The organism is Streptomyces pristinaespiralis (assembly GCF_001278075.1).
GTDB classification, from domain to species: Bacteria; Actinomycetota; Actinomycetes; order Streptomycetales; family Streptomycetaceae; genus Streptomyces; species Streptomyces pristinaespiralis.
The window spans coordinates 6,949,278-6,973,491 of record NZ_CP011340.1 but is presented as its reverse complement, the minus strand read 5'-3'; the positions used below and the strand labels follow the sequence as shown (position 1 = coordinate 6,973,491).

General features: G+C 72.5%; 20 protein-coding genes. 6 read left to right on the top strand and 14 right to left on the bottom strand.

Translation table 11 applies throughout. The annotated features are described in order from the left end of the window. Nucleotides 1-7: 7 nt before the first annotated feature. The 8 genes from SPRI_RS29850 to SPRI_RS29815 form a co-directional block, all read right to left on the bottom strand. The gene (locus tag SPRI_RS29850; protein WP_005319682.1) at nucleotides 8-826 is read right to left on the bottom strand and encodes a TrmH family RNA methyltransferase; all 819 of its coding nucleotides are present in this window, start codon (nucleotides 824-826) and stop codon (nucleotides 8-10) included. A 64-nt stretch (nucleotides 827-890) separates the two neighbouring features. After that, the gene (gene cobA, locus SPRI_RS29845) at nucleotides 891-2,123 is read right to left on the bottom strand and encodes a uroporphyrinogen-III C-methyltransferase (RefSeq protein ID WP_053557507.1); all 1,233 of its coding nucleotides are present in this window, start codon (nucleotides 2,121-2,123) and stop codon (nucleotides 891-893) included. A 237-nt stretch (nucleotides 2,124-2,360) separates the two neighbouring features. After that, nucleotides 2,361-6,071: a nicotinate-nucleotide--dimethylbenzimidazole phosphoribosyltransferase gene (gene cobT / locus SPRI_RS29840; protein ID WP_053557506.1), complete on the bottom strand. Its 3,711-nt coding sequence runs from the start codon at nucleotides 6,069-6,071 to the stop codon at nucleotides 2,361-2,363. 309 nt (nucleotides 6,072-6,380) lie between these two features. Further along, nucleotides 6,381-7,631 carry a precorrin-6y C5,15-methyltransferase (decarboxylating) subunit CbiE gene (gene cbiE, locus SPRI_RS29835; protein ID WP_053557505.1) on the bottom strand — a complete coding sequence of 417 codons (1,251 nt, stop codon included), beginning with the start codon at nucleotides 7,629-7,631 and terminating at the stop codon, nucleotides 6,381-6,383. A gap of 122 nt (nucleotides 7,632-7,753) precedes the next feature. Further along, entirely contained in the window at nucleotides 7,754-8,461 is a 708-nt protein-coding gene (locus SPRI_RS29830) for a GNAT family N-acetyltransferase (protein ID WP_005319669.1), read from the bottom strand. 125 nt (nucleotides 8,462-8,586) lie between these two features. Next, entirely contained in the window at nucleotides 8,587-9,447 is an 861-nt protein-coding gene (locus SPRI_RS29825; protein ID WP_005319668.1) for a MetQ/NlpA family ABC transporter substrate-binding protein, read from the bottom strand. 78 nt (nucleotides 9,448-9,525) lie between these two features. Next, nucleotides 9,526-10,197 carry a methionine ABC transporter permease gene (locus SPRI_RS29820; RefSeq protein ID WP_005319667.1) on the bottom strand — a complete coding sequence of 224 codons (672 nt, stop codon included), beginning with the start codon at nucleotides 10,195-10,197 and terminating at the stop codon, nucleotides 9,526-9,528. Further along, entirely contained in the window at nucleotides 10,194-11,258 is a 1,065-nt protein-coding gene (locus SPRI_RS29815; protein WP_037775220.1) for a methionine ABC transporter ATP-binding protein, read from the bottom strand. The genes SPRI_RS29820 and SPRI_RS29815 overlap by 4 nt, the downstream gene beginning before the upstream one ends. 691 nt (nucleotides 11,259-11,949) lie before the next feature. Between SPRI_RS29815 and SPRI_RS29810 the strand changes: the two genes are divergently transcribed. Continuing rightward, nucleotides 11,950-12,309: a hypothetical protein gene (locus SPRI_RS29810; protein WP_005319665.1), complete on the top strand. Its 360-nt coding sequence runs from the start codon at nucleotides 11,950-11,952 to the stop codon at nucleotides 12,307-12,309. A gap of 2 nt (nucleotides 12,310-12,311) precedes the next feature. After that, on the top strand, nucleotides 12,312-12,728 hold the full coding sequence (locus tag SPRI_RS29805; protein ID WP_037775218.1) for a hypothetical protein: 417 nt from the start codon (nucleotides 12,312-12,314) through the stop codon (nucleotides 12,726-12,728). Between the two features lie 34 nt (nucleotides 12,729-12,762). Here the strand turns inward: SPRI_RS29805 and SPRI_RS29800 are convergent, their stop codons facing one another. The 3 genes from SPRI_RS29800 to SPRI_RS29795 all read right to left on the bottom strand — a co-directional run bounded on the left by SPRI_RS29800 (nucleotide 12,763) and on the right by SPRI_RS29795 (nucleotide 15,178). Beyond that, nucleotides 12,763-13,266: a GNAT family N-acetyltransferase gene (locus SPRI_RS29800; RefSeq protein WP_005319663.1), complete on the bottom strand. Its 504-nt coding sequence runs from the start codon at nucleotides 13,264-13,266 to the stop codon at nucleotides 12,763-12,765. A 38-nt stretch (nucleotides 13,267-13,304) separates the two neighbouring features. After that, complete coding sequence (locus SPRI_RS37495) at nucleotides 13,305-13,856, bottom strand: sigma-70 RNA polymerase sigma factor region 4 domain-containing protein (RefSeq protein WP_078951314.1); 552 nt, start codon at nucleotides 13,854-13,856, stop codon at nucleotides 13,305-13,307. A gap of 164 nt (nucleotides 13,857-14,020) precedes the next feature. Beyond that, nucleotides 14,021-15,178: a glycerophosphodiester phosphodiesterase gene (locus tag SPRI_RS29795; RefSeq protein WP_005319659.1), complete on the bottom strand. Its 1,158-nt coding sequence runs from the start codon at nucleotides 15,176-15,178 to the stop codon at nucleotides 14,021-14,023. A gap of 250 nt (nucleotides 15,179-15,428) precedes the next feature. On the opposite strand from SPRI_RS29795, the gene SPRI_RS29790 reads away from it, so the two are divergent. Further along, nucleotides 15,429-16,091 carry a lysophospholipid acyltransferase family protein gene (locus SPRI_RS29790; RefSeq protein ID WP_078535392.1) on the top strand — a complete coding sequence of 221 codons (663 nt, stop codon included), beginning with the start codon at nucleotides 15,429-15,431 and terminating at the stop codon, nucleotides 16,089-16,091. 133 nt (nucleotides 16,092-16,224) lie between these two features. On the opposite strand, the gene SPRI_RS29785 is transcribed toward SPRI_RS29790, so the two are convergent. From SPRI_RS29785 to SPRI_RS29775, 3 genes are read right to left on the bottom strand one after another with little or no spacing between them, the layout of a single operon-like run. Continuing rightward, entirely contained in the window at nucleotides 16,225-17,769 is a 1,545-nt protein-coding gene (locus SPRI_RS29785; protein WP_053557504.1) for an MFS transporter, read from the bottom strand. Next, nucleotides 17,766-18,317: a TetR/AcrR family transcriptional regulator gene (locus tag SPRI_RS29780; protein WP_037775210.1), complete on the bottom strand. Its 552-nt coding sequence runs from the start codon at nucleotides 18,315-18,317 to the stop codon at nucleotides 17,766-17,768. The genes SPRI_RS29785 and SPRI_RS29780 overlap by 4 nt, the downstream gene beginning before the upstream one ends. Nucleotides 18,318-18,355: 38 nt before the next feature. Beyond that, entirely contained in the window at nucleotides 18,356-19,693 is a 1,338-nt protein-coding gene (locus SPRI_RS29775) for a BTAD domain-containing putative transcriptional regulator (protein WP_005319653.1), read from the bottom strand. A 162-nt stretch (nucleotides 19,694-19,855) separates the two neighbouring features. Between SPRI_RS29775 and SPRI_RS29770 the strand changes: the two genes are divergently transcribed. From SPRI_RS29770 to helR, 3 genes are all read left to right on the top strand, one after another. Beyond that, nucleotides 19,856-20,413: a hypothetical protein gene (locus tag SPRI_RS29770; RefSeq protein WP_005319652.1), complete on the top strand. Its 558-nt coding sequence runs from the start codon at nucleotides 19,856-19,858 to the stop codon at nucleotides 20,411-20,413. A 169-nt stretch (nucleotides 20,414-20,582) separates the two neighbouring features. After that, nucleotides 20,583-21,818, top strand: coding sequence for a glycosyltransferase (locus SPRI_RS29765; protein ID WP_037775209.1), 1,236 nt, complete (start codon nucleotides 20,583-20,585; stop codon nucleotides 21,816-21,818). Nucleotides 21,819-21,999: 181 nt separating this feature from the next. Then, nucleotides 22,000-24,207 (top strand): RNA polymerase recycling motor ATPase HelR, encoded by a 2,208-nt coding sequence (gene helR / locus SPRI_RS29755; RefSeq protein WP_053557503.1) that lies wholly within the window; start codon nucleotides 22,000-22,002, stop codon nucleotides 24,205-24,207. The last annotated feature ends 7 nt before the right edge of the window (nucleotides 24,208-24,214 follow it).

Sequence of the window (24,214 nt, the reverse complement as noted above, 5' to 3'; positions counted from 1 at the left end):
TGACGGGTCAGGCTCCGGGGCGTCCGGTGGCGACCGCGTAGAACGCGACCGCGGCCGCCGCGCCCACGTTGAGCGAGTCGACGCCGTGGGACATGGGGATGCGCACCCACTCGTCGGCGGCCATGAGGGCCTTGGTGGACAGCCCGTCCCCTTCTGCGCCCAGCATCAGTGCCACCCGCTCCAGGCGGTGCGGGGCCGCCTCGTCGATCGAGGTGGCCTTCTCGTCGGGCGTGAGCGCGAGCAGCCGGAAGCCCGCCTCGCGGACCGCTTCGAGACCCTTCGGCCAGGCGTCGAGGCGTGCGTACGGGACGGAGAAGACCGCTCCCATGGAGACCTTCACGGAACGGCGGTAGAGCGGGTCCGCGCAGTCCGGGGAGAGGAGCACGGCGTCCATGCCGAGGGCGGCCGCGCTGCGGAAGATGGCGCCGATGTTGGTGTGGTCGTTGACGGACTCCATGACCACCACCCGGCGGGCCGTGCCGAGGAGTTCGGCCGCGTCCGGCAGCGGCTTGCGCTGCATGGAGGCGAGCGCGCCGCGGTGGACGTGGTAGCCGGTGACGCGTTCGGCGAGGGCCGGGTCTACCGCGAAGACGGGCGCGGGGACCTCGTCGATGACGTCGCGCATCACGTCGATCCACTTGGCGGAGAGCAGCATGGAGCGCATCTCGTAGCCGGTCTGTCTGGCGCGGCGGATGACCTTCTCGCCCTCCGCGATGAACAGGCCCTCCTCCGGTTCGCGGCGGCGGCGCAGTTCTACGTCGGTCAGGCCCGTGTAGTCCCGCAGGCGCGGGTCGTCGGGGTCATCGATGGTGATGAGATCGGCCACAGGGTGATACTGCCTTCTTGGATGTGCGGTGCCAACGGTTCCCGCAAGGTCGGGTTACCGCCGGTTACTTGCGCGGGCCGACGGCGACGACGTCCCCGATGACGATGACGGCCGGGGGGCGCACGTCCTCGGCCTTGACGGTCTCCGCCACGGTGGCGAGGGTGGCGTCCACCCGGCGCTGAGCAGCGGTCGTTCCCTCCTGGACGAGGGCGAGCGGCGTCTCGGGGGCCTTGCCGTGCGCGATGAGGGCCTCCGCGATGGCCCCGATCTTGTCGACGCCCATGAGGATCACCAGCGTGCCGCGCAGGCGGGCGAGGGACTTCCAGTCGACCAGCGAACGCGGGTCGTCGGGTGCGACATGGCCGCTGACGACGGTGAACTCGTGGGCCACCCCCCGGTGGGTCACCGGGATACCGGCGGCGGAGGGCACGGAGATGGAGCTGGAGATCCCGGGCACGACCGTGCACGGGATGCCCGCCTCCGCGAGCGCCTGCGCCTCCTCCATACCGCGGCCGAAGACGTACGGGTCGCCGCCCTTGAGCCGGACGACGGCCTTGCCGGCTTTCGCGTGCTCGATGAGCGCGTTGTTGATCGCCTCCTGAGCCATGAACCGCCCGTAAGGGATCTTGGCGGCGTCGATGACCTCCACGTGCGGCGGGAGCTCGTCGAGGAGGTCGCGCGGGCCGAGCCGGTCGGCGATGACGACGTCCGCCTCCGCGAGCAGCCGGCGGCCGCGGACGGTGATCAGGTCCGGGTCGCCGGGGCCGCCGCCGACCAGGGCGACGAACGGGGCGCGGCTGCGGTGGTGGGGCGCGGCGAGGGTGCCGTCGCGCAGGCCCTCGACGATCGCGTCGCGCACCGCGGCCGAGCGTCGGGGGTCGCGGCCGGTGAGGACGGCGACGGTCACACCGTCGCTGCGGCCGGTCGCCGGGGTCCAGGCGGTGGCGGCGTCGGCGTCGTCGCTGCGGACGCACCAGGTCTTGGTGCGCTCGGCCTCCGCGGAGGCGCGGGCGTTGGCGTCGGCGTCACTGGTGGCCACCAGGGCGTACCAGGCGTCGGCGATGTCGCCGTCCTCGTAGCGGCGGCGGGTCCAGGTGATCTCGCCGGACTCGGCCATGGCCTCGACGGACGGCGTCGCGGAAGGGGAGATCAGGGTGACATCGGCACCGGCCGCGACCAGGGCGGGGAGCCTTCGCTGGGCGACCTGCCCACCGCCGATGACGACGACGCGGCGCCCGGCGAGTCGGAGGCCGACGGGGTAGGCGGGGTGCTCGGCGTGCGGGACGTGCTCAGCCATGGCAGTGCGGCTCCTCGGGCGGTGCGATGCGGGAGTGAGGCCGCTGCGACGGTGAAGCGGCTGGTGGGAACGGGTTGAGGGTCCTGGCGAACACGATACGGCCCCGCGGCACGGGGCGGACGGGACCGTTGCGGAACGGTTGCCTCCGGTGCCTGCGCCCCCGCACGTCCGGTCCGCCGGGGACCGGACGCGCGGGGGGCCCACGGCGCGAGGGCCCGGGATACGCGAGGGCCCGGCCTACTTCTCCGTGACGCCTGCCGAGTCGAAGGTCGCCACCTCGTGCATGGCCCGCGCGGCGCTCTGGACCACCGGGAGCGCCAGCAGGGCGCCCGTGCCCTCGCCCAGACGGAGGTCCAGGTCGACCAGGGGTCGCAGACCCAGCTTGTTCAGGGCCGCCACGTGGCCGGGCTCGGCACTGCGGTGGCCCGCGATGCAGGCGGCCAGCGCCTCCGGGGCGACGGCGCGCGCGACCAGGGCCGCGGCACCCGTGCTGACGCCGTCGAGGATGACCGGGGTCCGCAGGGAGGCGCCGCCGAGGATGAGTCCGACGAGGGCGCAGTGCTCGAGGCCGCCGACGGCCGCCAGGACGCCGATCGGGTCCGCGGGGTCGGGCTGGTGGAGCTCGAGCGCACGGCGGACGACGTCGACCTTGCGGGCGTGCATCTCGTCGTTGATGCCCGTGCCCCGACCGGTGATCTCCGACGGATCGGCGCCCGTGTAGACGGAGATGAGGGCCGCGGACGCCGTGGTGTTGGCGATCCCCATCTCACCGGTCAGAAGCGCCTTGTTGCCGGCGGCCACCAGGTCACGGGCGGTCTCGATGCCGACCTCGATCGCCGAGAGGACCTCCTCGCGGCTCAGCGCGGGACCGGTGGTGAAGTCGGCGGTCCCGGGCCGCACCTTGCGCGGCAGGAGCCCCGGCGTGGCCGGCAGTTCGGAGGCCACGCCGACGTCGATGACGCAGACCTCGGCGCCGACCTGGTTCGCGAAGGCGTTGCACACCGCCCCGCCGCCGAGGAAGTTGGCCACCATCTGGCCCGTGACCTCCTGCGGCCAGGCGGTGACGCCCTGGGCGTGCACCCCGTGGTCGCCGGCGAAGATCGCGACGGCCGCGGGCTCGGGGATCGGCGGCGGGCACATCCGCGAGAGGCCGGAGAGCTGCGCGGAGATGATCTCCAGCATGCCGAGGGCGCCGGAGGGCTTGGTCATCCGCTTCTGGCGTTCCCAGGCCTCGCCCAGCGCCTTGGCGTCCAGCGGGCGGATGTTGGTGACGGTCTCCTGGAGCAGGTCGTGCGGCTCCTCCCCGGGCAGCGCACGCCGGCCGTAGGTCTCCTCGTGGACGACCCAGGACAGGGGGCGGCGCTTGGACCAGCCCGCCTGCATCAGCTCGGGCTCCTCCGGGAACTCGTCGACGTAGCCCACGCAGAGGTAGGCGACGACCTCGAGGTGCTCGGGCAGACCGAGCGTGCGCACCATCTCGCGCTCGTCGAAGAAGGAGACCCAGCCGACTCCGAGGCCCTCCGCGCGGGCCGCGAGCCACAGGTTCTCCACGGCGAGGGCGGAGGAGTAGGGCGCCATCTGGGGCTGGGTGTGCCGGCCGAGGGTGTGGCGGCCGCCGCGGGTGGGGTCGGCGGTGACGACGATGTTCACCGGAGTGTCGAGGATGGCCTCGATCTTCAGTTCCTTGAACTGCTTGGCCCGGCCCTTGGGCAGCGACTTGGCGTACGCCTCGCGCTGACGCTGCGCCAGTTCGTGCATGGTGCGGCGGGTCTCTGCGGAGCGGATGACCACGAAGTCCCAGGGCTGGGAGTGGCCGACGCTGGGCGCGGTGTGCGCCGCCTCGAGGACCCGCAGGAGGACCTCGTGCGGGATGGGGTCGCTGCGGAAGCCGTTGCGGATGTCGCGGCGTTCGCGCATCACGCGCAGGACGGCCTCGCGTTCGGCGTCGTCGTAGCCGGGTGCGGGAGCCGTCGGGGCGGCGGGCTGCGGTTCGGGCGACCCGCCCTCCTCGACAGCGGCCGTGCCGGTCGGGGCGGCGTCCGCGACGGGGGGCGCCGACGGGTCGGCGGCTGCCGAGGCGGGGGCCTGAGCGGCGTCGTCCTGGGGCGCTTCGTCCTGGGGCGCCTCCTGCGGGGCCACGGCTTCGGGGGCCTGGGCCTGCGGAGAGGCTGCCTCGGGGGCCTGGGTGTCTGCCTCAGGGGCCTGGGCCTGCGGGGCTTCGTCCTGCGGAACGTCGGCCTGGAGGGCTGCGGCTTGGAGGGCTTCGGCGGCCGGTGCGGCGGTGGCTTCCCCGGAGGGGACGGCCGGGGCCGGGGCCTCGGCGGGCGCCGTCGGGACCTCCGCCGAGGGCTCGCCCGCCTCCACGGGCGCCGCCTCGGCGGCTGCGACGGCCTCGCCCGCCTCGGGCGCGACGGCCACCGGCTCGGGCTCGGGCTCGGACACGACTGCGGGAGCGGGGGCCTGCTGGGCCTTGGGCGCCTCGGCCGGCGCCTCCGGGACCACGGCCTCCGGGGTGGCCGGGGGCTCGACGGCGGGCTGTTCGGCGACCGGCTCGGTCACGGTTTCCCGCACGACGGCCTCGGGTTCCGCCGGCTCGACGGGCCCGGGTGCGGCCTCATGCACGACGGCCGGGGTCTGGACCTCGGCCTCGGGCTGCAGTTGCGGCTCGGGGGCCTCGGGTGCCACGGAGGGCTCCGCCTCCGCGGCGGGCTGCTGCTCGGAGCCACCGGTACGGGGCGCGGGCACGGTGGCCTCCGCGTTCGCCGCCTCGGCGGCCGCGTCCGACGGGACGACCGTTTCTGCGGGCGCCGCCGGCGCGGCGACGGGCGTCTGCTCCTGCGGCGGCTGCGGATCCCACGGGGCGCCGGCCTGCGGAGGGATCTCGCCGAGCTGCGGTCCGGGCAGCTCGGCCCCGGGCTCCTCACGCGGCACGTCGAGGTACTCCACGCCGGTGGTGGCGGCGGCCGGGGCCGCGGCCGTGCGCACGACCATCGGGTGCGGCGGCGTACCGGCCGGTCCGCGGTCAGCGAGTGAACGGACCACGCCGCTCGAGGTGTCGGGCACGGGCGGACCCATGTGGAGCGGCCGGCGCGCGGGGGTCGGCATGGCGGACGTGGCGGCGGCAGGAGTCCGTACGGCGCCGAGGTCGACGGCTCCGGAATCGCGGCCGCCCGCCTCGTGGGCACCGCTCTCCTGTGCGGCGGGGACCTGTTCCGGCTGTACGGCCGGCGCCTCCTGCGCGACCGGGGCCGCGTGGCCGCCGGCCGGGCCCGCCTCCCCGGCGACGGCCGCCGGGTCTGCCGGTGCCACGCCGGGAACGACGGACATGGTGCCCTGCACCTGCGCCAACGGCTCCTGCGCGGCAGCGTCCTGCGCCTGGAGCCGGGCCTGCTGGGCGTCGTGTGCCTCGAAGCCCTGCTCCTGCGGCTCCGGGGACCGGACCTCGTGGAACTGCGGCTCCTGCGGCGGGACCGCGGCCTCGGCCGCCTGGGCCGCCGGGGTCACTTCGACGAACGCCGGCGCGGGCGCCGCGGCGTCCTGCGCCGCCGCCTGCTCCGCGTACGCCGTGCCGGCCGGGGCGGGCGCGGCCTGCTCGGCTCCGTGCACGGCCGGGGCGGTTCCGTAGTCCTGTACCTGGTAGGCGGCGTAGTCCATCTGGTACTCGCCGCTGTGGTGCTGCGGCGCCGCGTCGTGATGGGCGGCCGCCGGTACGGAGGCGTACTGGTCGGCGGCGGGCGCCCCCTGCGGGTGACCCGCCTGGGGGGCTGCCGCGTGCTGATCGCTCCACGCGCCCTGCGCGCCGGGCATCAGCAGCAGGTCGTCCTCTTCCGGGCTGTTCTCGGAGGGTTCGAGGAAGGTGTACGTGCCGGGAGCGGGGACGCCCGGCTGCTCCACCATGCCTGCGTCCTCCGGCAGCCCCTCGCCCGGGATCTGGCCGGTGTCAGTCATGCGCGTACCCCTCGCCCATCGGTTGCTCCTTCGCCCTTCGCCCGGGGCGTCCGACAGCGGCACACCTGACGCCCTTGAACAAGAACGAGCGTGTGCGCCGCGCGGCACGATCGACCCACGGACCAAAGCATTGTCGCGGTCGTTCGCCACTGCGGCAGCAAGATCCGCCGCGGTTCGCTTGTGGGCTGCGCCACGTCGCGCGACCCCCCGGTATCGACGTACCACATACGGGAACCAAAGTGACTCCCTTTTCCGGACATTGACGAACGAAGCGACGAACGCCCGGCTGCGGTACAACAATCGGCCAGCCTACCCCGGACCGTCCGTCGAGGGAGGCCGGGGGCGAGGGTCGGGCTGCCTTCCGCAGAGCAGGAAGACCACGCTGCGTTCCCGCTCCGACCAGTCGGACGTGTCCAGCTCGACGGACTGGAGGAGGGCGCATTCGACGCCGTATCCGCCGGCGCCGAGCGCCGCGCCGATCGCCTCCGCCTCGTCCCGCGTCGACGCGTGGGTGACGATGCGCTGCGGCCTGCGGTCGGCGACGGCGGTGACGACCGGCACTCCCCCGCCGCCGATCCGTACGACATCGGGCTCCGGCAGCCGTTCGAGGACGTGCGGCGCCCGCCCGTGCACCACCTGGATCTGGACGCCGAGGCGCCGGGCCGCCGCCTCGGTGCGCCGACAGGCCTCCGGGTCGTTGTCGACGGCGATCACGGCTGCGCCGAACCGCCCCGCCTCTGCGGCGAGTGCGCCGCTGCCGGAGCCGATGTCCCACACGAGGTCGCCGGTGCGGGGTCCGAGCCGGGCCAGCTGGGCGGCCCGCAGGCCGGCGAACTCGCCCTCGCCCCGCGCCGGCGCCTCGGCGGGCGGCAGGGCCCAGCCGCGGACGGCCGGCGGGTAGCCGGGGTCCCGTCCGGCGATCCAGCCGCCGGTCCCGGTGAGGGGGGCGGGGCCGGCGGTGCCGCCGATGACGATGACGACATTGGGGTCGCGCCACATGTGGTCGGCGACCTTGTCGGAGGTGAGGACGGTGACCTGTTCGCGGTCGGTGCCCAGTTCCTCGCAGATGACGAAGGTGCGATGGATGCCGTCGAGCAGCAGCGCGAGTTCGGCGGGGCCGGCACCCGGGGAGGTGAGGACCGCGACCTTGGGGTGCGCGCGGCACACATTGACGGCCCGGCGCAGCGTACGGCGGTGTGCGACGACGATCTGGGCGTCGTCCCACGGCATGCCCGCCCTGGCGAAGGCGGCGGCGACGGAGGAGACGGCGGGGACGACCTCCACCTCGAGGCCGTACTCGGGCGCGCGCAGGGTGCGGACGACGCCGAAGAGGCCCGGGTCGCCGTCGGCGAGGACGACGGCGCTGCCGCGGTGTCCGGCGATCCGCCGGGCCGCGAGGCCGACGCTGCCGAGGCGGATGCGCTCGGCGCCGGGCGGCACTTCTGGCAGCGCCAGATGATGGGCGGCGCCGGCGACCAGGGTGGCCGCGGAGAGGGCGGACCTGGCCGCTCGGGTGAGTGGCGAACCGTCCCAGCCGATCACCGTGACCCGGTCGGCCATCGTCGTCAGTCTCCTGGGGTTGTCGCAGGTCGGAGCAGTTCCGCGGGTACGCGTCGCACGTGAGGGTACCTGGCGGACCGGTCGGGCGGCCCTCGGGAGGGGCGTCGTTCCGCCCGGGAGGGTCAGTTCCAGTCGGTGTAGGAGGCGTAGCCGGCCTCCGCGAGGCGGTCGGCCTCGAGGTCCTCCGGGAGGAGGCTCCAGACTATGAGGTCGGTACGGATGTCCACCCAGGCGCCGGTGCCGTCGTCGGGCCGGGTGCGCGCTATCCACGCGTTGCGCAGGACGCCTTCGCTGATGCAGCCGATCTTCTGCGCCACCTGCTGGGAGGCGGTGTTGTCGGCGGCGGTGCGCAGTTCCATGCGCTCGAACTTCTGGTTGCGGAACAGCCACCGGGCCACGGCGAGCACGGACTCGGTCGCGTAGCCCTCGCCGCGCGCCCAGGGGGCCGTGACGTAGGAGACCTCGGTGGAGAGCGTGCGCCAGTTGGTGTTCTGCAGGTGCACGACGCCGACGAGCCGCTGGGTGAGGAACTCGGTGACGGCGAGCACGATCCCGCGGCCCTCCGTGCGCTCCGCAGGAGCGATCCTGCGCACCCATTCCTCGGAGTCGGCCGCCGTGTAGGGGTGGGGCACGGAGGTCCAGGCGGTGACCATCTCGTCGTTCATCATCTCGGTGTGGGCCGCGATGTCGGCTTCCTCGTAGGGGCGCAGCACCAACCGCTCCGTGCTGATGGACACGTCCGGGAAGGTGGTAGTCATGCGCAGCTCCATGCCGAAGACTGTCGTGTACGGGTCGAACCTGACGGCGTATTGGCCGTAAAGGCACAGCATGCAACATCGAGTGCGGGCCGTGCATGGCCGGGTGCCGGTACGAGGCGGCCCCGCGCACCTTGATAGGTGCACGGGGCCGGAGTCAAGTGGCTGCTCTGGAGCATCACTTGACGATGCGCGGGGTCTCAGCCCGCGGCGCCGAAGGCGGCGACGACGGAACCGTCGTACTTGTCCTCGATGTACTTCTTCACCTCGGGCGAGTTGAGGAGCTTCGCGAGCTTCTGCACGCGGGCGTCGTCCTCGTTGCCCTCCTTGACGGCGAGGAAGTTGGCGTACGGGTTGCCGTCGGCCTTCTCGAGGGCCAGGGAGTCCTTCGCGGGCTTGAGGTCGGCCTCGATGGCGTAGTTGCCGTTGATGACGGCGGCGTCGACGTCGTTCAGGGCGCGGGGCAGCGTCGCCGCCTCGAGCTCCTTGAACTTCAGGCCCTTGGCGTCGGCGATGTCGGAGAGCTTGGCGTCGGTGCCGGCGCCGTCCTTGAGGGTGATCAGGCCGTTGTCGGCGAGCAGCGCCAGCGCGCGGCCTTCGTTGGTGGTGTCGTTGGGGACGGCGATCGTCTGGCCGGCCTTGATGTCCTTGAGGTCCTTGGCGTTCTTGGAGTAGAGGCCGAGGGGCTCGAGGTGGACGTTGACGACCGGGACGATGGTCGTCTTGTTCTTCTTGTTGAAGTCGTCCAGGTACGGCTTGTGCTGGAAGAAGTTGGCGTCGACCTGGCCCTGCTGTGTGGCGGTGTTGGGCAGGACGTAGTCCGTGAACTCCTTGACCTCGAGGGTGAGGCCTTCCTTCTTCGCCAGGTTGTCCTTGACGTAGTTCAGGATGTCGGCGTGCGGCGTCGGGGACGCGGCGACGACGAGCGCCTCGGATCCGTCCGCCTTGCCGCCGGAGTCGGCCTTTGCTCCCGGGTCGGAGGCCGTGCCGCAGGCGGTGAGACCGAGGGCGAGCGCGGCGGTGGCGGCGGCGGCCGCGGTGAGCTTGATGTTCTTACGCACGAAGAGTGCCTCTTTCTGGTGGTGGAACAACGCCCGGACAAGGAGTGCGGGCTGTGTGGGGAGAAAGGTTCAGGGGGTTCAGCCCGCGGCGCGGCCCCGTCGGGCCAGCAGCCGTACGGCTCCGTCGCCGATGAGCTGGACGACGGTGACGATGGCGATGAGGATCACCACCGTGATGAGCATGAACTGCGTCTCGAAGCGCTGGAATCCGTAGGTGACGGCCTTGGACCCGAGGCCTTCGCCGCCGACCGCGCCGGCCATCGCGGAGTATCCGACGAGGACGATCACGGTGGTGGTGACGGCGGAGACCAGGGAGGGCAGGGCCTGCGGGAGCAGCACCTTGCGCACGATGGTGGGGATCGAGCCGCCCATGGACTGGACCGCCTCGACGAGTCCGTGGTCGACCTCGCGGATCGCCGTCTCGACCAGGCGCGCGAAGAAGGGGATGGCGCCGACGGCGAGCGGCACGATCATCGCGGTGGGGCCGATGAAGGTGCCGACGACGAGGGTGGTGAAGGGGATCAGGGCGATCAGCAGGATGATGAACGGCAGCGAGCGGCCGATGTTCACGATCACGCCGACGACCTTGTTCACCGGGGTGTTCTGCAGCAGTCCGCCCTTGTCGGTGAGGACGAGGAGCACGCCGAGCGGCAGTCCGCCGGCGACGGTGACGAGTGTGGACCAGAGCACCATGTAGAGGGTGTCGAAGGTGCCCTGGCTGAGCAGGGGCTGCATCTCGGACCAGGTCACTTCGCGACCTCCTTGACCGGCTCGGGGGCGTTCTGCGCCGGGACGCGCGCGGGGCCGGGGCCGACGACCTCGACCTGGAGTCCCTGCTCGCGCAGGAAGCCGACGGGGACGACGTTCTCCTCGTAACGGCCGGGGAGCTCGATGCGCATGCGGCCGATCTGCCTGCCGCCGACGGTGTCCATCGCGGCGCCGAGGATCGAGATGTCGATGTTGTACGTGCGCGAGAGCTGCGAGATGACCGGCTGGGTGGCGGCCTCGCCGTGGAAGGTGACGTCGATGACGGTGCGGCCGGGGCCGGAGGCGTCGCCGCCCACCGGGAAGAGCTCCCTGGCGAGTTCGGAGCCCGGGGTGGCGAGCAGCTCGCTCACGGTTCCGGATTCGATGATCTTCCCCTTCTTCATCAGGGCGGCCGAGTCGCAGATCGTCTTGACGACGTCCATCTCGTGCGTGATCAGCAGCACGGTGAGGCCGAGCTGCCGGTTGAGGTCGCGCAGCAGCTGGAGGATCGAGCGGGTGGTCTCGGGGTCGAGGGCGCTGGTCGCCTCGTCGGAGAGCAGCACCTTGGGGTCGCCGGCGAGGGCGCGGGCGATGCCGACGCGCTGCTTCTGACCGCCGGAGAGCTGGCCCGGGTAGGCCTTCGCCTTGTCGGCGAGACCCACCAGGTCGAGCAGTTCCAGGGCCTTGCGGGAGCGCTGGGCGCCCGGGACGCCGAGGATCTCCAGGGGCAGTTCGACGTTGTCCTTGACGGTGCGCGAGGACAGCAGGTTGAAGTGCTGGAAGACCATGCCGATACGGCTGCGGGCCTCGCGCAGCTCCTTGGAGGCGCGGCGGCCGCGGCCGGCGAGGGCGGTGAGGTCCGTTCCGGCGACCGTCACGGTGCCGGAGGTCGGGCGCTCGAGGAGATTGACGCAGCGGATCAGCGAGGACTTGCCGGCGCCGCTCTGGCCGATGACTCCGAAGACCTCGCCTTCACGGACGTGCAGGTCGACGCCGTCCAGAGCGGTGACCTCGCGGCCGCCTCGCGACTGGTAGACCTTGGTAAGGCCCGTAGTGGTGATCACAGGGGTTTCCGTCACTGTCGAGTGCACGGCGAGATGTCCGCCGGGCACGGGGCATTTCGGTTCCGACGCGGCACGGCTTGTTCGGCTGGTGGCCGGGGGCGACGCGTGCGCGGGGCAGGCTCGGTCCGAGGCGTTCCTGATTTCCGGGGACTTTCGGACGCGGCGCGGCTGTCGGTCTCGCTTCGGGGCGCGAGGCTCAGGCAGGGGCCCTCAGATGGCGCACATTCGACACATGCGGCGAGCACCGGGCGTCGTGTTCGCCTCGGTCGCAAGGATGCGGCTGCTCGTCGTGGTCATGGCTGCAAGTAAAACAGACGGGCGGGCGACCGGACCGGGATTGTCCGTATAGCGGACAGAGCGGTTGCGCTATGTGGACGGGTCGGTACGTCCTCGTGATCCCGGCCCGCTACCCGGTCAAGGGCGCCTCCCTCGGTCCTGACCTGCACGAACGCGGTTCCGGGGCCCGTGACTCGCACGCCGGCCGGAAGGCCGTCACGGTCGCCGGCTGTGGTCAAGACCACGATTCGGGCGGCAGCCGCACGCCCCGCCGTGATCCGGCGGACGGCGCCCCGCCTGCCCCTCGGCGGGACCACGGCCTGGAGGTGGGTGGGACCGCGGCCGGCGGGCCCCTTCCGGCCGCCGCCCGGGGCCGGGCGCATCGCGCCCACCGGCCCGTAATACCCTCGGGCCCATGCTTGACGCCCTGACGGTCGCGGTCGGTGTGACCGCGCTCGCCCTCGCCGCCTGGTGCGGTTTCGCCGCCTTCAAGGACCAGCCCACCAAGGACTGGCACTTCATCGGCATGGCCGTGGTGACCGTGCTGGCGTTCGCGCAGCTGGTCGTGGGCATCGTGCGGCTGGCGCAGGGCGAGGAGGCCTCGGAGGGCACCGCGATCTTCCTGTCGTACCTGATCGGTTCGGCCCTCGCGGTACCGGCGGCCGGTTTCCTGTCGCTCGCGGAGCGGACCCGCTGGGGCTCCGCGACGGTGGCGGCCGGCGCGGTGGTGCTGGCGGTCCTCGAGGTCCGGCTCCACGACATCTGGGGAGGCTGACGATGGCCGAGCCCACCACGGACGCGAAACGGCCGGTGAAGCTGGTCACGGGCCCCGGACTGCTGCTGGTCTGGCTCTACGGCGTGATGTCCGTCGGCGCCGTGTCCCGCTCCGTCTACCAGATCCTCGACGACTTCGGCAGCGCACCGCTCGCGCATGTGCTCTCGGCCGTCGCCGCCGTCGTGTACGCGTTCATCACCTACACCCTGGTGCGGGGCGGCGAGACGGCCCGCAAGGCGGCGCTGGTGTGCTGCGCCGCCGAGCTGGCGGGCGTCCTGATCGTCGGGACGTGGACGGTCCTCGACCCGTCGGCGTTCCCCGACTCGACCGTCTGGTCGGAGTACGGAATGGGCTACGTCTTCATCCCGGTGCTGCTTCCCGTCACCGGGATGCTCTGGCTGCGCCGAGCCCGCGGCTGAGTCGCGGCGGGACCGGCGCGGGCGAAAGAGAGCGTCAGGCGCTGGCCACGTACGCGCCGGCGGACGTCTCCTTCTCCAGAGTGACCAGCGTCAGACGCGGGCCGACCTCCTCGCGGGAGACCGGGACGTATCCCCTGCTGCGGTACAGCCGCAGGTTGCTCTCGCTGCGGTGACCGGTGAACAGCTGGAACCGCTTGGCGGCCGGGTCGCCGGCGTAACGGGCCTCGATCGCGTCGAGCAGCCTGCCGCCGAGACCGTGGCGCTGCATCCGCGGGTGGACGATGAGCTTCGCGATACGGGCCGTCCCGGTGTCGTCGATGCTGGCGCGCACCGAGGCGACCACCTCGTCACCGAGCCTGGCCACGAGCGCCGGCCCCCGGGCGATCTCGGCACGGAGGTCGGCGAGCGACTGGGTCAGGGGCTCGATGCCGTAGTCGCCGTAGAGCTCGGCCTCGCTCTGATAGCACAGATACTGCAGCTTGAGGATGTGCTCCGCGTCGGTCTCCGCCGCCGCCGAGATGGTCACGCTCATGCCCATGTGCGCACGCCTCCCGCTCACCTGCCACCGCCGGTTGTCTACCGCTCCTTTCCCCGATGTTCAGGAGCTGCAACCTCTGCCGCGAGCATTCTGCGCAGACATCCCAGGCAACGGGAACGCATCGGCCCCAGACTTCCTTGTGAGATACCCAACGTCCCTGCGATTTCCCGGTAGGTGGGGTCGTGCGGCGACAACATCGCAGTCAGCAGCCGGGGGCACTTCCCAGGGGTGCGGGCAACGGCGGCCCGCAGCACCCGGCGCCGTTCGCCCAGCAGCGCCGCGCGCTCGGGGCCGCCGGCGGGGTCGGCGGCAGGCTCGGCCGAGGGCGCGTGGCGGTAAGGGTGTTCGCGTGCGGCCGTCCGGCGGGCGCGGCGTGCCTCCGCCCGTACGGCCGCCCTGACCCAGCGGGCGGCGTCCGGCGGCGGGCCGCCGTCGCCGAGGCGCTCCAGGAGCCTTACCCACACGGCCTGTTCGAGGTCGCCTGGTTCCATGGCGGCGCCGGGCGCCTCCGCGGTCGCCTCCGCGCTCACCAGCGCCTTGAGCGCGCCGACGACCTGTCCGGAGGTGGGGGTCTCTTCGAGAACGGTCATGCCGGGCGGGACGGCCGGCGGCCCGCCCGTGGTTGCCCGGCCGGGGCGTGATCACCCGTACGTGGCGCCGCCGGGCACGCCGTTCCCGTGCCGCTCCTGTGACGGGGCGTCAACCTCCGGGCACGAGCGGCCGCGGCAGGTTGACGCCCCTGAGCGGCGGGATGTCAGGCGGTGAAGTCGGCCGCGGCCAGCAGACCGGTGTCCGGGTTGTCGGTGAAGATGCCGTCGATGCCCGTCGCGAAGTACGCCTCGTACGCCCCGAAGACGTCGCCGTAGGCGCTCGGGTCGGTGCCGCGCCGGAAGTCGGCGGGCAGGAAGGTGTTCTCGTTGCGCATCGTGTACGGGTGCAGGACCAGGCCCCGCGCGTGGGCGTCACGCACCAGGGTCGTGGGCTCGGTGAGCCGGCCGTCCGCGTCCTTGGGGATGACGAGGTCGAGCAGCGGGCCGATGCCCTGGGCGAAACCCGCGATCCAGTCCAGGCCCTCGGGCGCGACCAGGTCGGCGACCGTGCGGGGGTCGCCCGACTCGCGGAAGTCCCACGGACGGTCGTCCGGGGTCCACAGCAGGACGACCCGCGGAGTGGCCACCAGGCGCGCCATGCGCTCCATGCTCGTGGGCTCGAACGACTGCAGGAACGTCGGGGAGTCCGCGCGGTGCCGCCCGTACCGGCGAAGCAGCTTGGCCAGCCGCTCCTCCAGGCCGAGCCCGATGCCCCGGAAGTAGGTGGGGTGCTTGGTCTCGACGTAGAGCCACACCGGGCGGCCGCGGCGGCGGCCCTCCTTCTCCGCCCACTGCAGCACCTCCTCGAAGGTGGGCACGGTCCAGCGGCCGTCGTAGAGGGTGTTCTCCTGGCGGGTGCCCGGGATCCGCTCCTTCGCGCGCAGCGTCTTCAGCTCGGCGAGTGTGAAGTCCTCGGTGAACCAGCCGGTGAGGCTGACCCCGTCGACCGACTTGGTGGTCCTGCGCGAGGCGAACTCGGGGTGCGAGGCGACGTCGGTCGTGCCCGTGATGTCGTTCTCGTGACGGCATACGAGATGCCCGTCCTTGGTGGGCACCAGGTCCTGTTCGATGACATGGGCGCCCATGTCGAGGGCGAGCTGGTACGCGCCGATGGTGTGCTCGGGCCGGTACCCACTGGCGCCTCGGTGGGCGATCACGGTGGGAACGGGCAGGCCGCCCCGGTCCTTGCCGGACGGGCGGCCGCCGCCGGTGCGCTCACCCGCCTGCGCCGCGCCCGCGCCGATCCCGAGGGCCGCGGTGGTGAGGACCGCGGCGCCCAGAACGCTCCGACGCGCCGGACTGTTGCTCGCACCCTGTGTCATGAAACGTTCCTCCATGTGATGTCCCGCGTGTGATGTCCCGCACCTGCCAAGCGACGCCCGATGGTAGGCAGTTACCTCTTACCTGCGGCAGACCCTGCACGAACGCACCGGAAACACACGTCAACACTGCGTGTCTCCTCGGTGAACCCGATGTGCGATCGAGGGTGACCCGCGAGTATCGTCCTCACCTGCAAAGACTTCACCGGTCATAACCGCCCGTCCCATGACACCGGAGGACCCGTTGTCCCGCTTGACGCTCATCAAGGCAGTGCTCGGGCCGATCCTGCGCCTGATGTTCCGCCCGCGTGTGGAAGGGGCGGAGAACATCCCCGGGACGGGGGCCGTGATTCTCGCCGGGAACCATCTCACCTTCATCGACTCCATGATCCTGCCGCTGGTCTGCGACCGCCCGGTGTACTTCATCGGCAAGGACGAGTACGTCACGGGCAAGGGCGTCAAGGGCCGCGCGATGGCCTGGTTCTTCACCGGCTGCGGCATGATCCCGGTCGACCGGGACGGTGCCAACGGCGGTGTGGCCGCGCTGATGACGGGCCGCCGGGTGCTGGAGGAGGGCAAGATCTTCGGCATCTACCCGGAGGGCACCCGCTCCCCCGACGGCCGCCTCTACCGCGGCCGTACCGGCATCGCGCGCCTCACCCTGATGACCGGCGCGCCGGTGGTCCCCTTCGCCGTCATCGGCACCGACAAGCTCCAGCCCGGCGGCGCGGGCCTGCCCCGGCCCGGCCGCGTCACGCTCCGCTTCGGCGAGCCGATGGAGTTCTCGCGCTACGAGGGGATGGACCGTGACCGCTATGTGCTGCGGGCGGTGACCGACTCGGTGATGTCGGAGGTCATGCGGCTGTCGGGGCAGGAGTACGTGGACATGTACGCGACCAAGGCGAAGGCTGCGTAAGCCGCTGCGCGCCGCGCGGACGCAGGACGGGCCGGAGTTGCCAGGCAACTCCGGCCCGCCCTGCGTCCGGGGGAAGGGGTGAGGGCCGGACAAGGAGCGATCCCGCGTGGCGGCCACCACGCCCCGCCGCCCCTCAGTGCTCGACGTCCTCCGCCAGCTTCTGCCCCCGCAGCAGGAACCACGCCACCACCGCGGTGGTGAGCAGCACCGACGCCCCGACCCCCGCCGCCATCCGCAGACCGTCGGTGAACGCCTCCTGCGCCGCGGTGACCAGGGCTTCCGCACGGGCCGCCGGGAGGGCGGCCGAAGCCTCTACCGCGCCGCCGAGCGACTCGTGGGCGGCCGCGGCCACGTCCGGCGGCGTGCCCTCGGGCGCACTGAAGCCGCGGTAGACCCCGGTGACGATCGAGCCCAGCAGCGCGATGCCGAGTGCCGCGCCCAGCTCGTAGGCCGTCTCCGACACCGCGGCGGCGGCTCCGGCCTGTTCCTTGGGAACGCTGGAGAGGATCACGTCCGCGGTGACGGTGAACGAGAAGCCCGCACCCGCGCCGACGATCAGCAGCGACGCGCCGAGCAGCGGATAGCCGGTCGACCCGGTGAGCAGCGTCAGCACGGCGAGGGAGAGTCCGACGGCCGCCAGACCGCCGGCGACCACGGACCGTACCGAGAACCGGCGGGCGGCCTTGCCCGCCACCAGCCCGGTCGCCACCGCGCCGATCGCGGCGGGCAGTTCGGCGAGTCCCGCCTCGAACGGCGGGCGGCCCTGGACCAGTTGGAGGAACTGGGACAGGAAGAACACAAGACCCGACAGGCCGAGGATGGTCAGCAGGTCGGCGAGCACCGCGCCCGAGAATCCGCGGTGCCGGAACAGCCGCATGTCCAGCAGGGGCGCGCTCAGGGTGAGCTGCCGGCGGACGAAGCCGTACAGGCCGGCGGCGCCGACGAGCGCGGCGACGCCCGCTTCCCAGCTCGCCCCGTGGGTGGCGGCCTCCTTGACGGCGTAGACGACGGCGACCATGCCGACGAGGGACAGCCCCACGCTGGGCAGGTCCCAGGGGCCGGTGACCGGGTTCTTCGACTCCGGCAGCAGCTTGACGCCGACGACGACGAGGACCGCCATCACGGGCAGGTTGATCAGGAAGACGGAGCCCCACCAGAAGTGCTCCAGCAGCAGACCTCCGACGACCGGCCCGACCGCCGCGCCCGCGGACGCGGTGGCGCCCCAGATGCCGATGGCGAAGCTGCGCTCCCGGGGGTCGTGGAAGATGTTGCGGATCAGCGCGAGCGTGGACGGCATCAGCGTCGCGCCGGCGACGCCGAGCAGCGCCCGCGCGAGGATCATCATCTCCGGGGTGGTCGCGTACGCGTTGAGGACCGACACGGCGCCGAAGGCCACGGCTCCGCTCAGCAGCAGCTTCTTGCGGCCGATGCGGTCGCCGAGGCTGCCCATGGAGACGAGCAGGCCGGCGATGACGAACGAGTAGACGTCGCCGATCCACAGCAGCTGGGTGCCGGTCGGCGCCAGGTCCTCGCTGAGGAACGGCGTGGCGAGGCCGAGGACGGTGGCGTCGACGGCCACCAGGAGGACGGCGAGGACAAGGACCGCCAGGGCCAGCCAGCGGCCGGGGCGGTGCACGGTCTCGTCCGTCCCGGTCGCGGGCTGGACGGTGCTGCTCATTGATCCACTCTCCGTACGGCTCCGCCGAGCAGCAGCTCGGCGGTCATGTGCTGGAAGTCCTTCTTGGCGACGCGGCCGTCCATGACGGCCCAGGCGCAGGAGCCGACGAGGGCGTAGAGCGCCTCGGTCAGCCAGGCCGGTGTCAGATCGATGCGGAACTCGCCCTCGTTCTGGCCGCGCCGGAACAGGTCGGAGACGCGGGCGTCGAGGCGGGCCCAGCCCTCGTTGATCTCGTCGCCCTCGAAGAGCTGGTTCTCCGTGTAGAGGAAGGCGAGCAGGTCGGCGGCCGGCTGCAGTTCGCCGATCAGCCGGCGCAGGGCCTCGTCGGCGCCGTCGTCGTCGAGGCGGGCCCGGTCGATCGCCGCTTCGAACTCCTGGATGCCGAGCTGTTCCAGTGCCCGGACGAGCGCGTCCCGGCCGGCGAAGTGGCGGTGCAGGGTGGCACGGCCGATGCCCGCGGCCCGGGCGACCTCGTCCATGGTGGACGTCGATTTCCGGGCGAGGAGGGCGGCGGCGGCGCGCAGCACGTGGTCTCGATCCATGGCCATGGGACAACCATAGCCCATGTGAGACATCAATGTCTCATTCAGTACACTGGCATCTCTTTTCCGCAGGTTCTGAGGCTGCACCACCTGCGCCGGCCGCTCTCGTCCGTGAACAGCCAGCCGCAGTCGGCGCCGGGGCAGGCGCGGACGGTGAACCGCCCCGGGTCCGCCAGCAGCTCCGCGGCGCTGCCGGCCACGGCGAGCACCGGCAGCCGCAGCCCGGCGGACGGGGACAGCCGCCAGCGGCCGAGGCCGTCGTCGCCGCGGACGAACGCCGACGCCTTCGCGGCGTCCTCCGCGACATCGGCCACTGCCTTGAACGCCCGCACGTCGTCGGGACCGGTCAGAGCGGCGTACAGCCGTGTACGGAACTCCCGCGCCTCCCCGAGAACGGCCGCCGCCTCCTCGGGCCGCTGCCGTGCCCTCTTGAGCAGGCCGGCCACCAGCCAATCCTCCGCGAGGTCCAGGTGCCCGGCCCAGACGGCGAGCGTGCGGTACGTGCGCAGCCATTCCGATCCCGGCAGGCCGGGCCCGCCCCAGCCGGCGTACGTGTTGCAGAACTCGAGCGCCGGATGGCCGCTGGTGGTCCAGGGCAGCCATTCCTCGTCGACCCGTACCGCGTACAGGGGCACGGGCGGGCGGTGCAGCCGGGGATCGCCGTGCAGCATCCGCTCGTGCAGGCTGTTCAGCCCGGCGCCGGGCTCGATGCCCAGACCGGCCACCAGTGCCTTGCGGGTGGCGTGGTACAGCTCGAGGGCGTCGGCCTGCCTGCCGCTCCGGTACAGGGCGGTCATCTGCGCGGCGACGAGCCGTTCCCTGCCGGGATGCGCGCGGGCGAGCGCGGTCAGGTCCGTGACGACCCGGTCGTGCATACCGAGCTCCAACTGCGCCTCCGCCCAATGCTCCAGCGCGGACAGCCGGAGCTCGCCGAGCGTCCCGCCGAGCCGCTCACGCAGGCCGTCGTCCACGACGTCGACGAGCAGCGGTCCCCGCCACAGTCCGAGGGCCCGGTCGTACAGGCGCACCCGCTGCGCCACGTCGGCGACGCCCCCGGCCCGCCGGACGAGGTCCGTGAACTCCTGGGCGTCGACCGTGTGGTGGCCCGGGTCGAAGGCGTAACCGTCGTGGCGGGTCTCGACACGCACCCCGTACGGCCCCAGCCGGGCGCGGAGCCGGCCGATGTACGTGTGGACGGTGCCCCGTGCGGACGCGGGCGCGTCGCCGTCCCACAGGAGATCGATGAGCCGGCCGGTGCTCACGACCCGGCCCGGCTCCAGCAGGAGGATCGACAGCAGGCAGCGCTCCTGGCGGCGGCTGCCCACCAGGACCCGGTCTCCTTCGTGACGGGCCTCGAACGGACCCAGCAACTGGAACTCCATGGGTCCGCGAGCCTAACCGGCGGGCGCGGCGGTGCACAGCGGTGGTGAGAGCGTGGTCAGACGGCGGGGACAGGCTGGTGCGGACAAGCAGGACCGCTTCCGCGGTCCGATCCTTCTCGGCCCGGTCACGTCTCGGTCCGACCACGTCCTCAGGGAGTCTCCATGCGACGAACGGCTGTTGCTCTGGCGGCGGTTGCCGCGACCACGCTCATGGGCGCCGCCCCCGCGTCCGCCTCCGGTCAGGCCGCGCGGTCCGCCGGTGCAGAGGCCGGCCTCGGCAGCGGCCTCGACACCGGCTGGGAGCCGTCGCCGTCCGCCCCGTGGGACGTCGCGGCGGGCCTGCGCTGCGACTTCCCCGTCCACGGCGAGCCCGTCGTGGACGAGGTGGTCCGGCGCGTGCTGGAGACCCACCCCGACGGAAGGCCGAAGCTGGTCGCCTACAAGGGCGATCTGATCGTGCGGGTCACCAACAAGGAGACCGGCGACTCCTACGACGCCGACGTCAGCGGCACGGCCGTCGTCGACCACCGCACCGACGGCTCCCAGTTCTGGTCGGTGCTCGGCCCGGTACTGGTCGGGGTCGGCGAGGGCGCCGGCAACCTGGGCCGGGGACTGTACGTCGTGGACGGTGTCTACACCATCGACATCAGCTCGTCCGGCTACAAGGAGGTCACCATGGCCCACGGATCGACGACGGACATCTGCGAGCAGATCGACTGACGGCTCGAGCGGATCCGTCGGCCGGCCGGAGAGATGAAAAGAGGCAAGGAGGTACGACCACTCCTTGCCATGCTCAAGGTATAGCGCACCGGGGGGCTTGCCGCAAGGCCCCCGTCGTGCCGCAGAATCTCCGGCCTGAGCCGGAATCTGCGGAAGCGAGCGTTACGAAATGCGTGTGTTGTTGTCGACGTACGGGTCGCGCGGTGACGTCGAACCACTGGTGGGACTCGCGGTGCGGCTGCGGGAACTGGGCGCCGAGGTACGGGTGTGCGCGCCGCCGGACGAGGACTTCGCGCAGCGCCTGGCCGGTGTGGGCGTGCCGCTGGTCCCGGTCGGCCCGTCGGCGCGCGCGCTGACGAAGGCGGCGCCGCCGGCGTCGTCCCTGCCCGAGCGCGGCGCCGCGCTGATCGCCGATGTGTTCGCCGCGGTCCCCCCGGCGGCCGAGGGATGTGACGTCCTGGTGGCGACCGGCCCGATGCCGGCCGCGGCCGGCGCACTGTCGGTGGCCGAGAAGCTGGGCATCCCCTCGGTGTCCGTGACCTTCCAGCAGCTCACCCTGCCGTCGCCGCACCACCCGCCGCTGGCGTACGCGGGCAGGCCCTTCCCGCCGGACGTGACCGACAACCGGGTGCTGTGGGAGCTGGACGCACAGAGCATCGACGCACTGTTCGGTGAGGCGCTCAACACCAGCCGGGCGTCGGCGGGCCTGCCGCCGGTGACGGGCGTCCGCGACTACGTCTTCGGCGACCGCCCGTGGCTTGCGACGGACCCGGTCCTCGACCCGTGGCAGGAGCCGGCGGACCTCGACGTGGTGCAGACCGGCGCGTGGACCCTGCCGGACGAACGCCCGCTGCCCGACGAGTTGGCGGCGTTCCTGGACGCGGGCGAACCACCGGTGTACGTGGGCTTCGGCAGCATGCCCCTGCACACGTCGACGGACGCCGCCCACGTGGTGGTCGAGGCGGTCCGCGCGCAGGGCCGCCGCGTACTCCTCTCCCGCGGCTGGGCCGACCTGGCGCTGACCGACGACCATGACGACTGCTTCGCCGTCGGCGAGGTCAACCACCAGGCGCTCTTCGGCCGGGTGGCCGCCGTCGTGCATCACGGCGGTGCGGGCACGACGACGACGGCCACCCTTTCCGGCACGCCGCAGGTGGTGGTGCCCCAGTCGGTCGACCAGCCCTACTGGGCAAGCCGGGTGGCCGAGTTGGGCATCGGCGCGGCCCATGACGGTCCGACCCCGACCCTCGAGTCCCTGTCGGCCGCGCTCGGGGCTGCCCTGACGCCGGAGACCCGGGACCGGGCGAAGGCCGTGGCCGGCAAGGTCCGCACCGACGGAGCGATGGTGGCCGCGAAGCTGCTGTTCGATACGGTCGGCCAGGAATGGCCGCCCCCGTCCGCGTGACCCACGGGACCGCCGAACCGGAACACGAGAACCCGCGAACCCTGGCGACCCGCGCCGGCCCCGGCCGTCGGGTGCACGCCGGGCGGAGCGTCGCCCGGAATGACCACCCGGTTCGGCACAACGGTCCGGACGACCTGCTGCACGCGACACCTGCAAGCGGCCTCACAACGGAGCTGATGACGTGACCCCCCTGACCACCAGCGCGTTCGACCTTCCCGACCGCCTCTCCTCCAAGGCCGACCCGACGCTGATCGCCGCCGACGAGCAGCACTTCGCGGCCATCTCGGCGTGTCTGGAGCAGTCGATCGCCGAGCTGACCGACCGCCTCGACGCAGAGCGCAAGGCGCCCGGCGGCATCGGTCAGCAGGCGATGGACCGGGACGCGGAGATCCACCGGCTGACCACCCGCCTGCGCACCCTGCGTCGCTTCGGCCTGGACCTGTGCCTCGGACACATGGTCGACGCGGACAGCCCCGACGAGCCCGTCCACGTCGGACGGCTCGGCCTCACGGACAGCGAGGGCCGGCAGCTGCTGGTCGACTGGCGCTCTCCCGCGGCCGAGCCGTTCTTCGGAGCCACCCACGCCAACCCGATGGGTCTGGCGAGCCGCCGCAGATACCGCTGGACCCGTGGCCGGATCAGCGACTACTGGGACGAGGTGTTCACCTCGGACGGTCTTGTCGGGGACGAGCTGATCAGGCGCTGCGCCGGGCACGCCGCCCTCGACGACCAGTCCGCCTTCATCGCCAGCCTGGGCAGCAACCGGTCGGAACGGATGCGGGACGTCCTCGGCACCATCCAGGCCGACCAGGACGCCATCATCCGCGCGGGGTCCCGCGGCGCTCTCGTCGTGGACGGCGGTCCGGGCACGGGGAAGACCGTGGTCGCCCTGCACCGCTCCGCGTACCTCCTGTACTCCGACCCCCGTCTCGGTCACCGCCGGGGCGGCGTGCTCTTCGTCGGTCCCAGCCGGCCCTACCTGGGCTACGTCGCGGACGTGCTGCCCAGCCTCGGAGAGGAGGGCGTGCAGACCTGCGTCCTGCGGGACCTCGTCGCCGAGGGAGCCGCGGCGAGGATCGAGAGCGATCCGGACGTGGCCCGCCTGAAGTCGTCGGCGGATCTGGTCAAAGCGATCGAGAAGGCCGTCAGGTTCTACGAGGAGCCGCCCACCGAGGGGATGACGGTCACGACCCACTGGTCCGACATCTGGCTGAGCGCCCGTGAATGGGCCGTGGCGTTCGAGGCGGCGGAGCCCGGAGTCCCGCACAACGAGGCGCGTGACCTGGTCTGGGAGGAGCTGCTCACGATCCTGGTGGACAAGCACGAGGGCGACGCCTCCGCGGACGACGGGGAGGTCCCGGACGCCCTGCTCCGCAGGTCGCTGCGGCAGAACAGGGAGCTGCTCACGGCCTTCAACCGCGCGTGGCCGCTGCTCGAGGCGGCCGACCTCGTCTCCGACCTGTGGTCGGTCCCCGCCTACCTGCGGATGTGCGCTCCCTGGCTCAGCCGCGACGAGGTGCGGAAACTGCAGCGCGCCGACGCCCAGGCCTGGACGGTGTCCGACCTGCCGCTCCTGGACGCGGCACGGCAGCGGCTCGGCGACCCGGAGGCGGCGCGGCGCAAGAGGCGGCAGAACGCGGCTGTCGCCGCCGAACGGGAGCACATGGCCAGGGTCGTCGACTCCCTGATCGAGGTCGCCGACGACGAGTACGGGACGGGCCTGGTGACGATGCTCCGCGGCGAGGACTTCCACGACGCCCTGGTCGACGAGAACGCGTCACCGGGCGTCGAACCGGACCTGCTGGCCGGGCCGTTCGCGCACATCGTGGTGGACGAGGCGCAGGAGCTGACCGACGCGGAGTGGCAGATGCTGCTGCAGCGGTGCCCGTCCCGGAGCTTCACCATCGTCGGGGACCGTGCCCAGGCCAGGCACGGGTTCACCGAGTCGTGGCGGGAACGGCTGGAGCGGGTCGGGCTCGACCGGGTCGAACTGACGTCCCTGAACGTCAACTACCGGACGCCGGAAGAGGTCATGACGGAGGCCGAGCCGGTCATCCGTGCCGTGCTCCCCGACGCCAACGTGCCGGCCTCCATCCGCAGCAGCGGCGTCCCCGTCGTCCACGGAGCCGTTTCGGATCTCGCCCCGGTCCTCGACACCTGGCTCGCCGCACACGCCGAGGGGATCGCCTGCGTCATCGGCGATCCCGCGTTCCGGCCGACGACACCCCGTGTCCGGTCGCTGACCCCGGAGCTGTCGAAGGGGCTGGAGTTCGACCTGGTCGTCCTCGTCGACCCGGAGGCGTTCGGCGAGGGCGTCGAGGGAGCGGTCGACCGCTATGTGGCGATGACCCGGGCGACCCAGCAGCTCGTCATCCTCACGAGCGCCTGACGTCAAA

Bases quoted from the DNA above. Each gene is read 5' to 3' on its own strand.
- cobA (WP_053557507.1), bottom strand. From the start codon at position 2,123: ATGGCTGAGCACGTCCCGCACGCCGAGCACCCCGCCTACCCCGTCGGC.
- cobT (WP_053557506.1), bottom strand. From the start codon at position 6,071: ATGACTGACACCGGCCAGATCCCGGGCGAGGGGCTGCCGGAGGACGCA.
- cbiE (WP_053557505.1), bottom strand. From the start codon at position 7,631: ATGGCCGACCGGGTCACGGTGATCGGCTGGGACGGTTCGCCACTCACC.
- SPRI_RS29830 (WP_005319669.1), bottom strand. From the start codon at position 8,461: ATGCTGTGCCTTTACGGCCAATACGCCGTCAGGTTCGACCCGTACACG.
- SPRI_RS29810 (WP_005319665.1), top strand. From the start codon at position 11,950: ATGCTTGACGCCCTGACGGTCGCGGTCGGTGTGACCGCGCTCGCCCTC.
- SPRI_RS29805 (WP_037775218.1), top strand. From the start codon at position 12,312: ATGGCCGAGCCCACCACGGACGCGAAACGGCCGGTGAAGCTGGTCACG.
- SPRI_RS29800 (WP_005319663.1), bottom strand. From the start codon at position 13,266: ATGGGCATGAGCGTGACCATCTCGGCGGCGGCGGAGACCGACGCGGAG.
- SPRI_RS37495 (WP_078951314.1), bottom strand. From the start codon at position 13,856: ATGACCGTTCTCGAAGAGACCCCCACCTCCGGACAGGTCGTCGGCGCG.
- SPRI_RS29795 (WP_005319659.1), bottom strand. From the start codon at position 15,178: ATGACACAGGGTGCGAGCAACAGTCCGGCGCGTCGGAGCGTTCTGGGC.
- SPRI_RS29785 (WP_053557504.1), bottom strand. From the start codon at position 17,769: ATGAGCAGCACCGTCCAGCCCGCGACCGGGACGGACGAGACCGTGCAC.
- SPRI_RS29780 (WP_037775210.1), bottom strand. From the start codon at position 18,317: ATGGCCATGGATCGAGACCACGTGCTGCGCGCCGCCGCCGCCCTCCTC.
- SPRI_RS29775 (WP_005319653.1), bottom strand. From the start codon at position 19,693: ATGGAGTTCCAGTTGCTGGGTCCGTTCGAGGCCCGTCACGAAGGAGAC.
- SPRI_RS29770 (WP_005319652.1), top strand. From the start codon at position 19,856: ATGCGACGAACGGCTGTTGCTCTGGCGGCGGTTGCCGCGACCACGCTC.
- SPRI_RS29765 (WP_037775209.1), top strand. From the start codon at position 20,583: ATGCGTGTGTTGTTGTCGACGTACGGGTCGCGCGGTGACGTCGAACCA.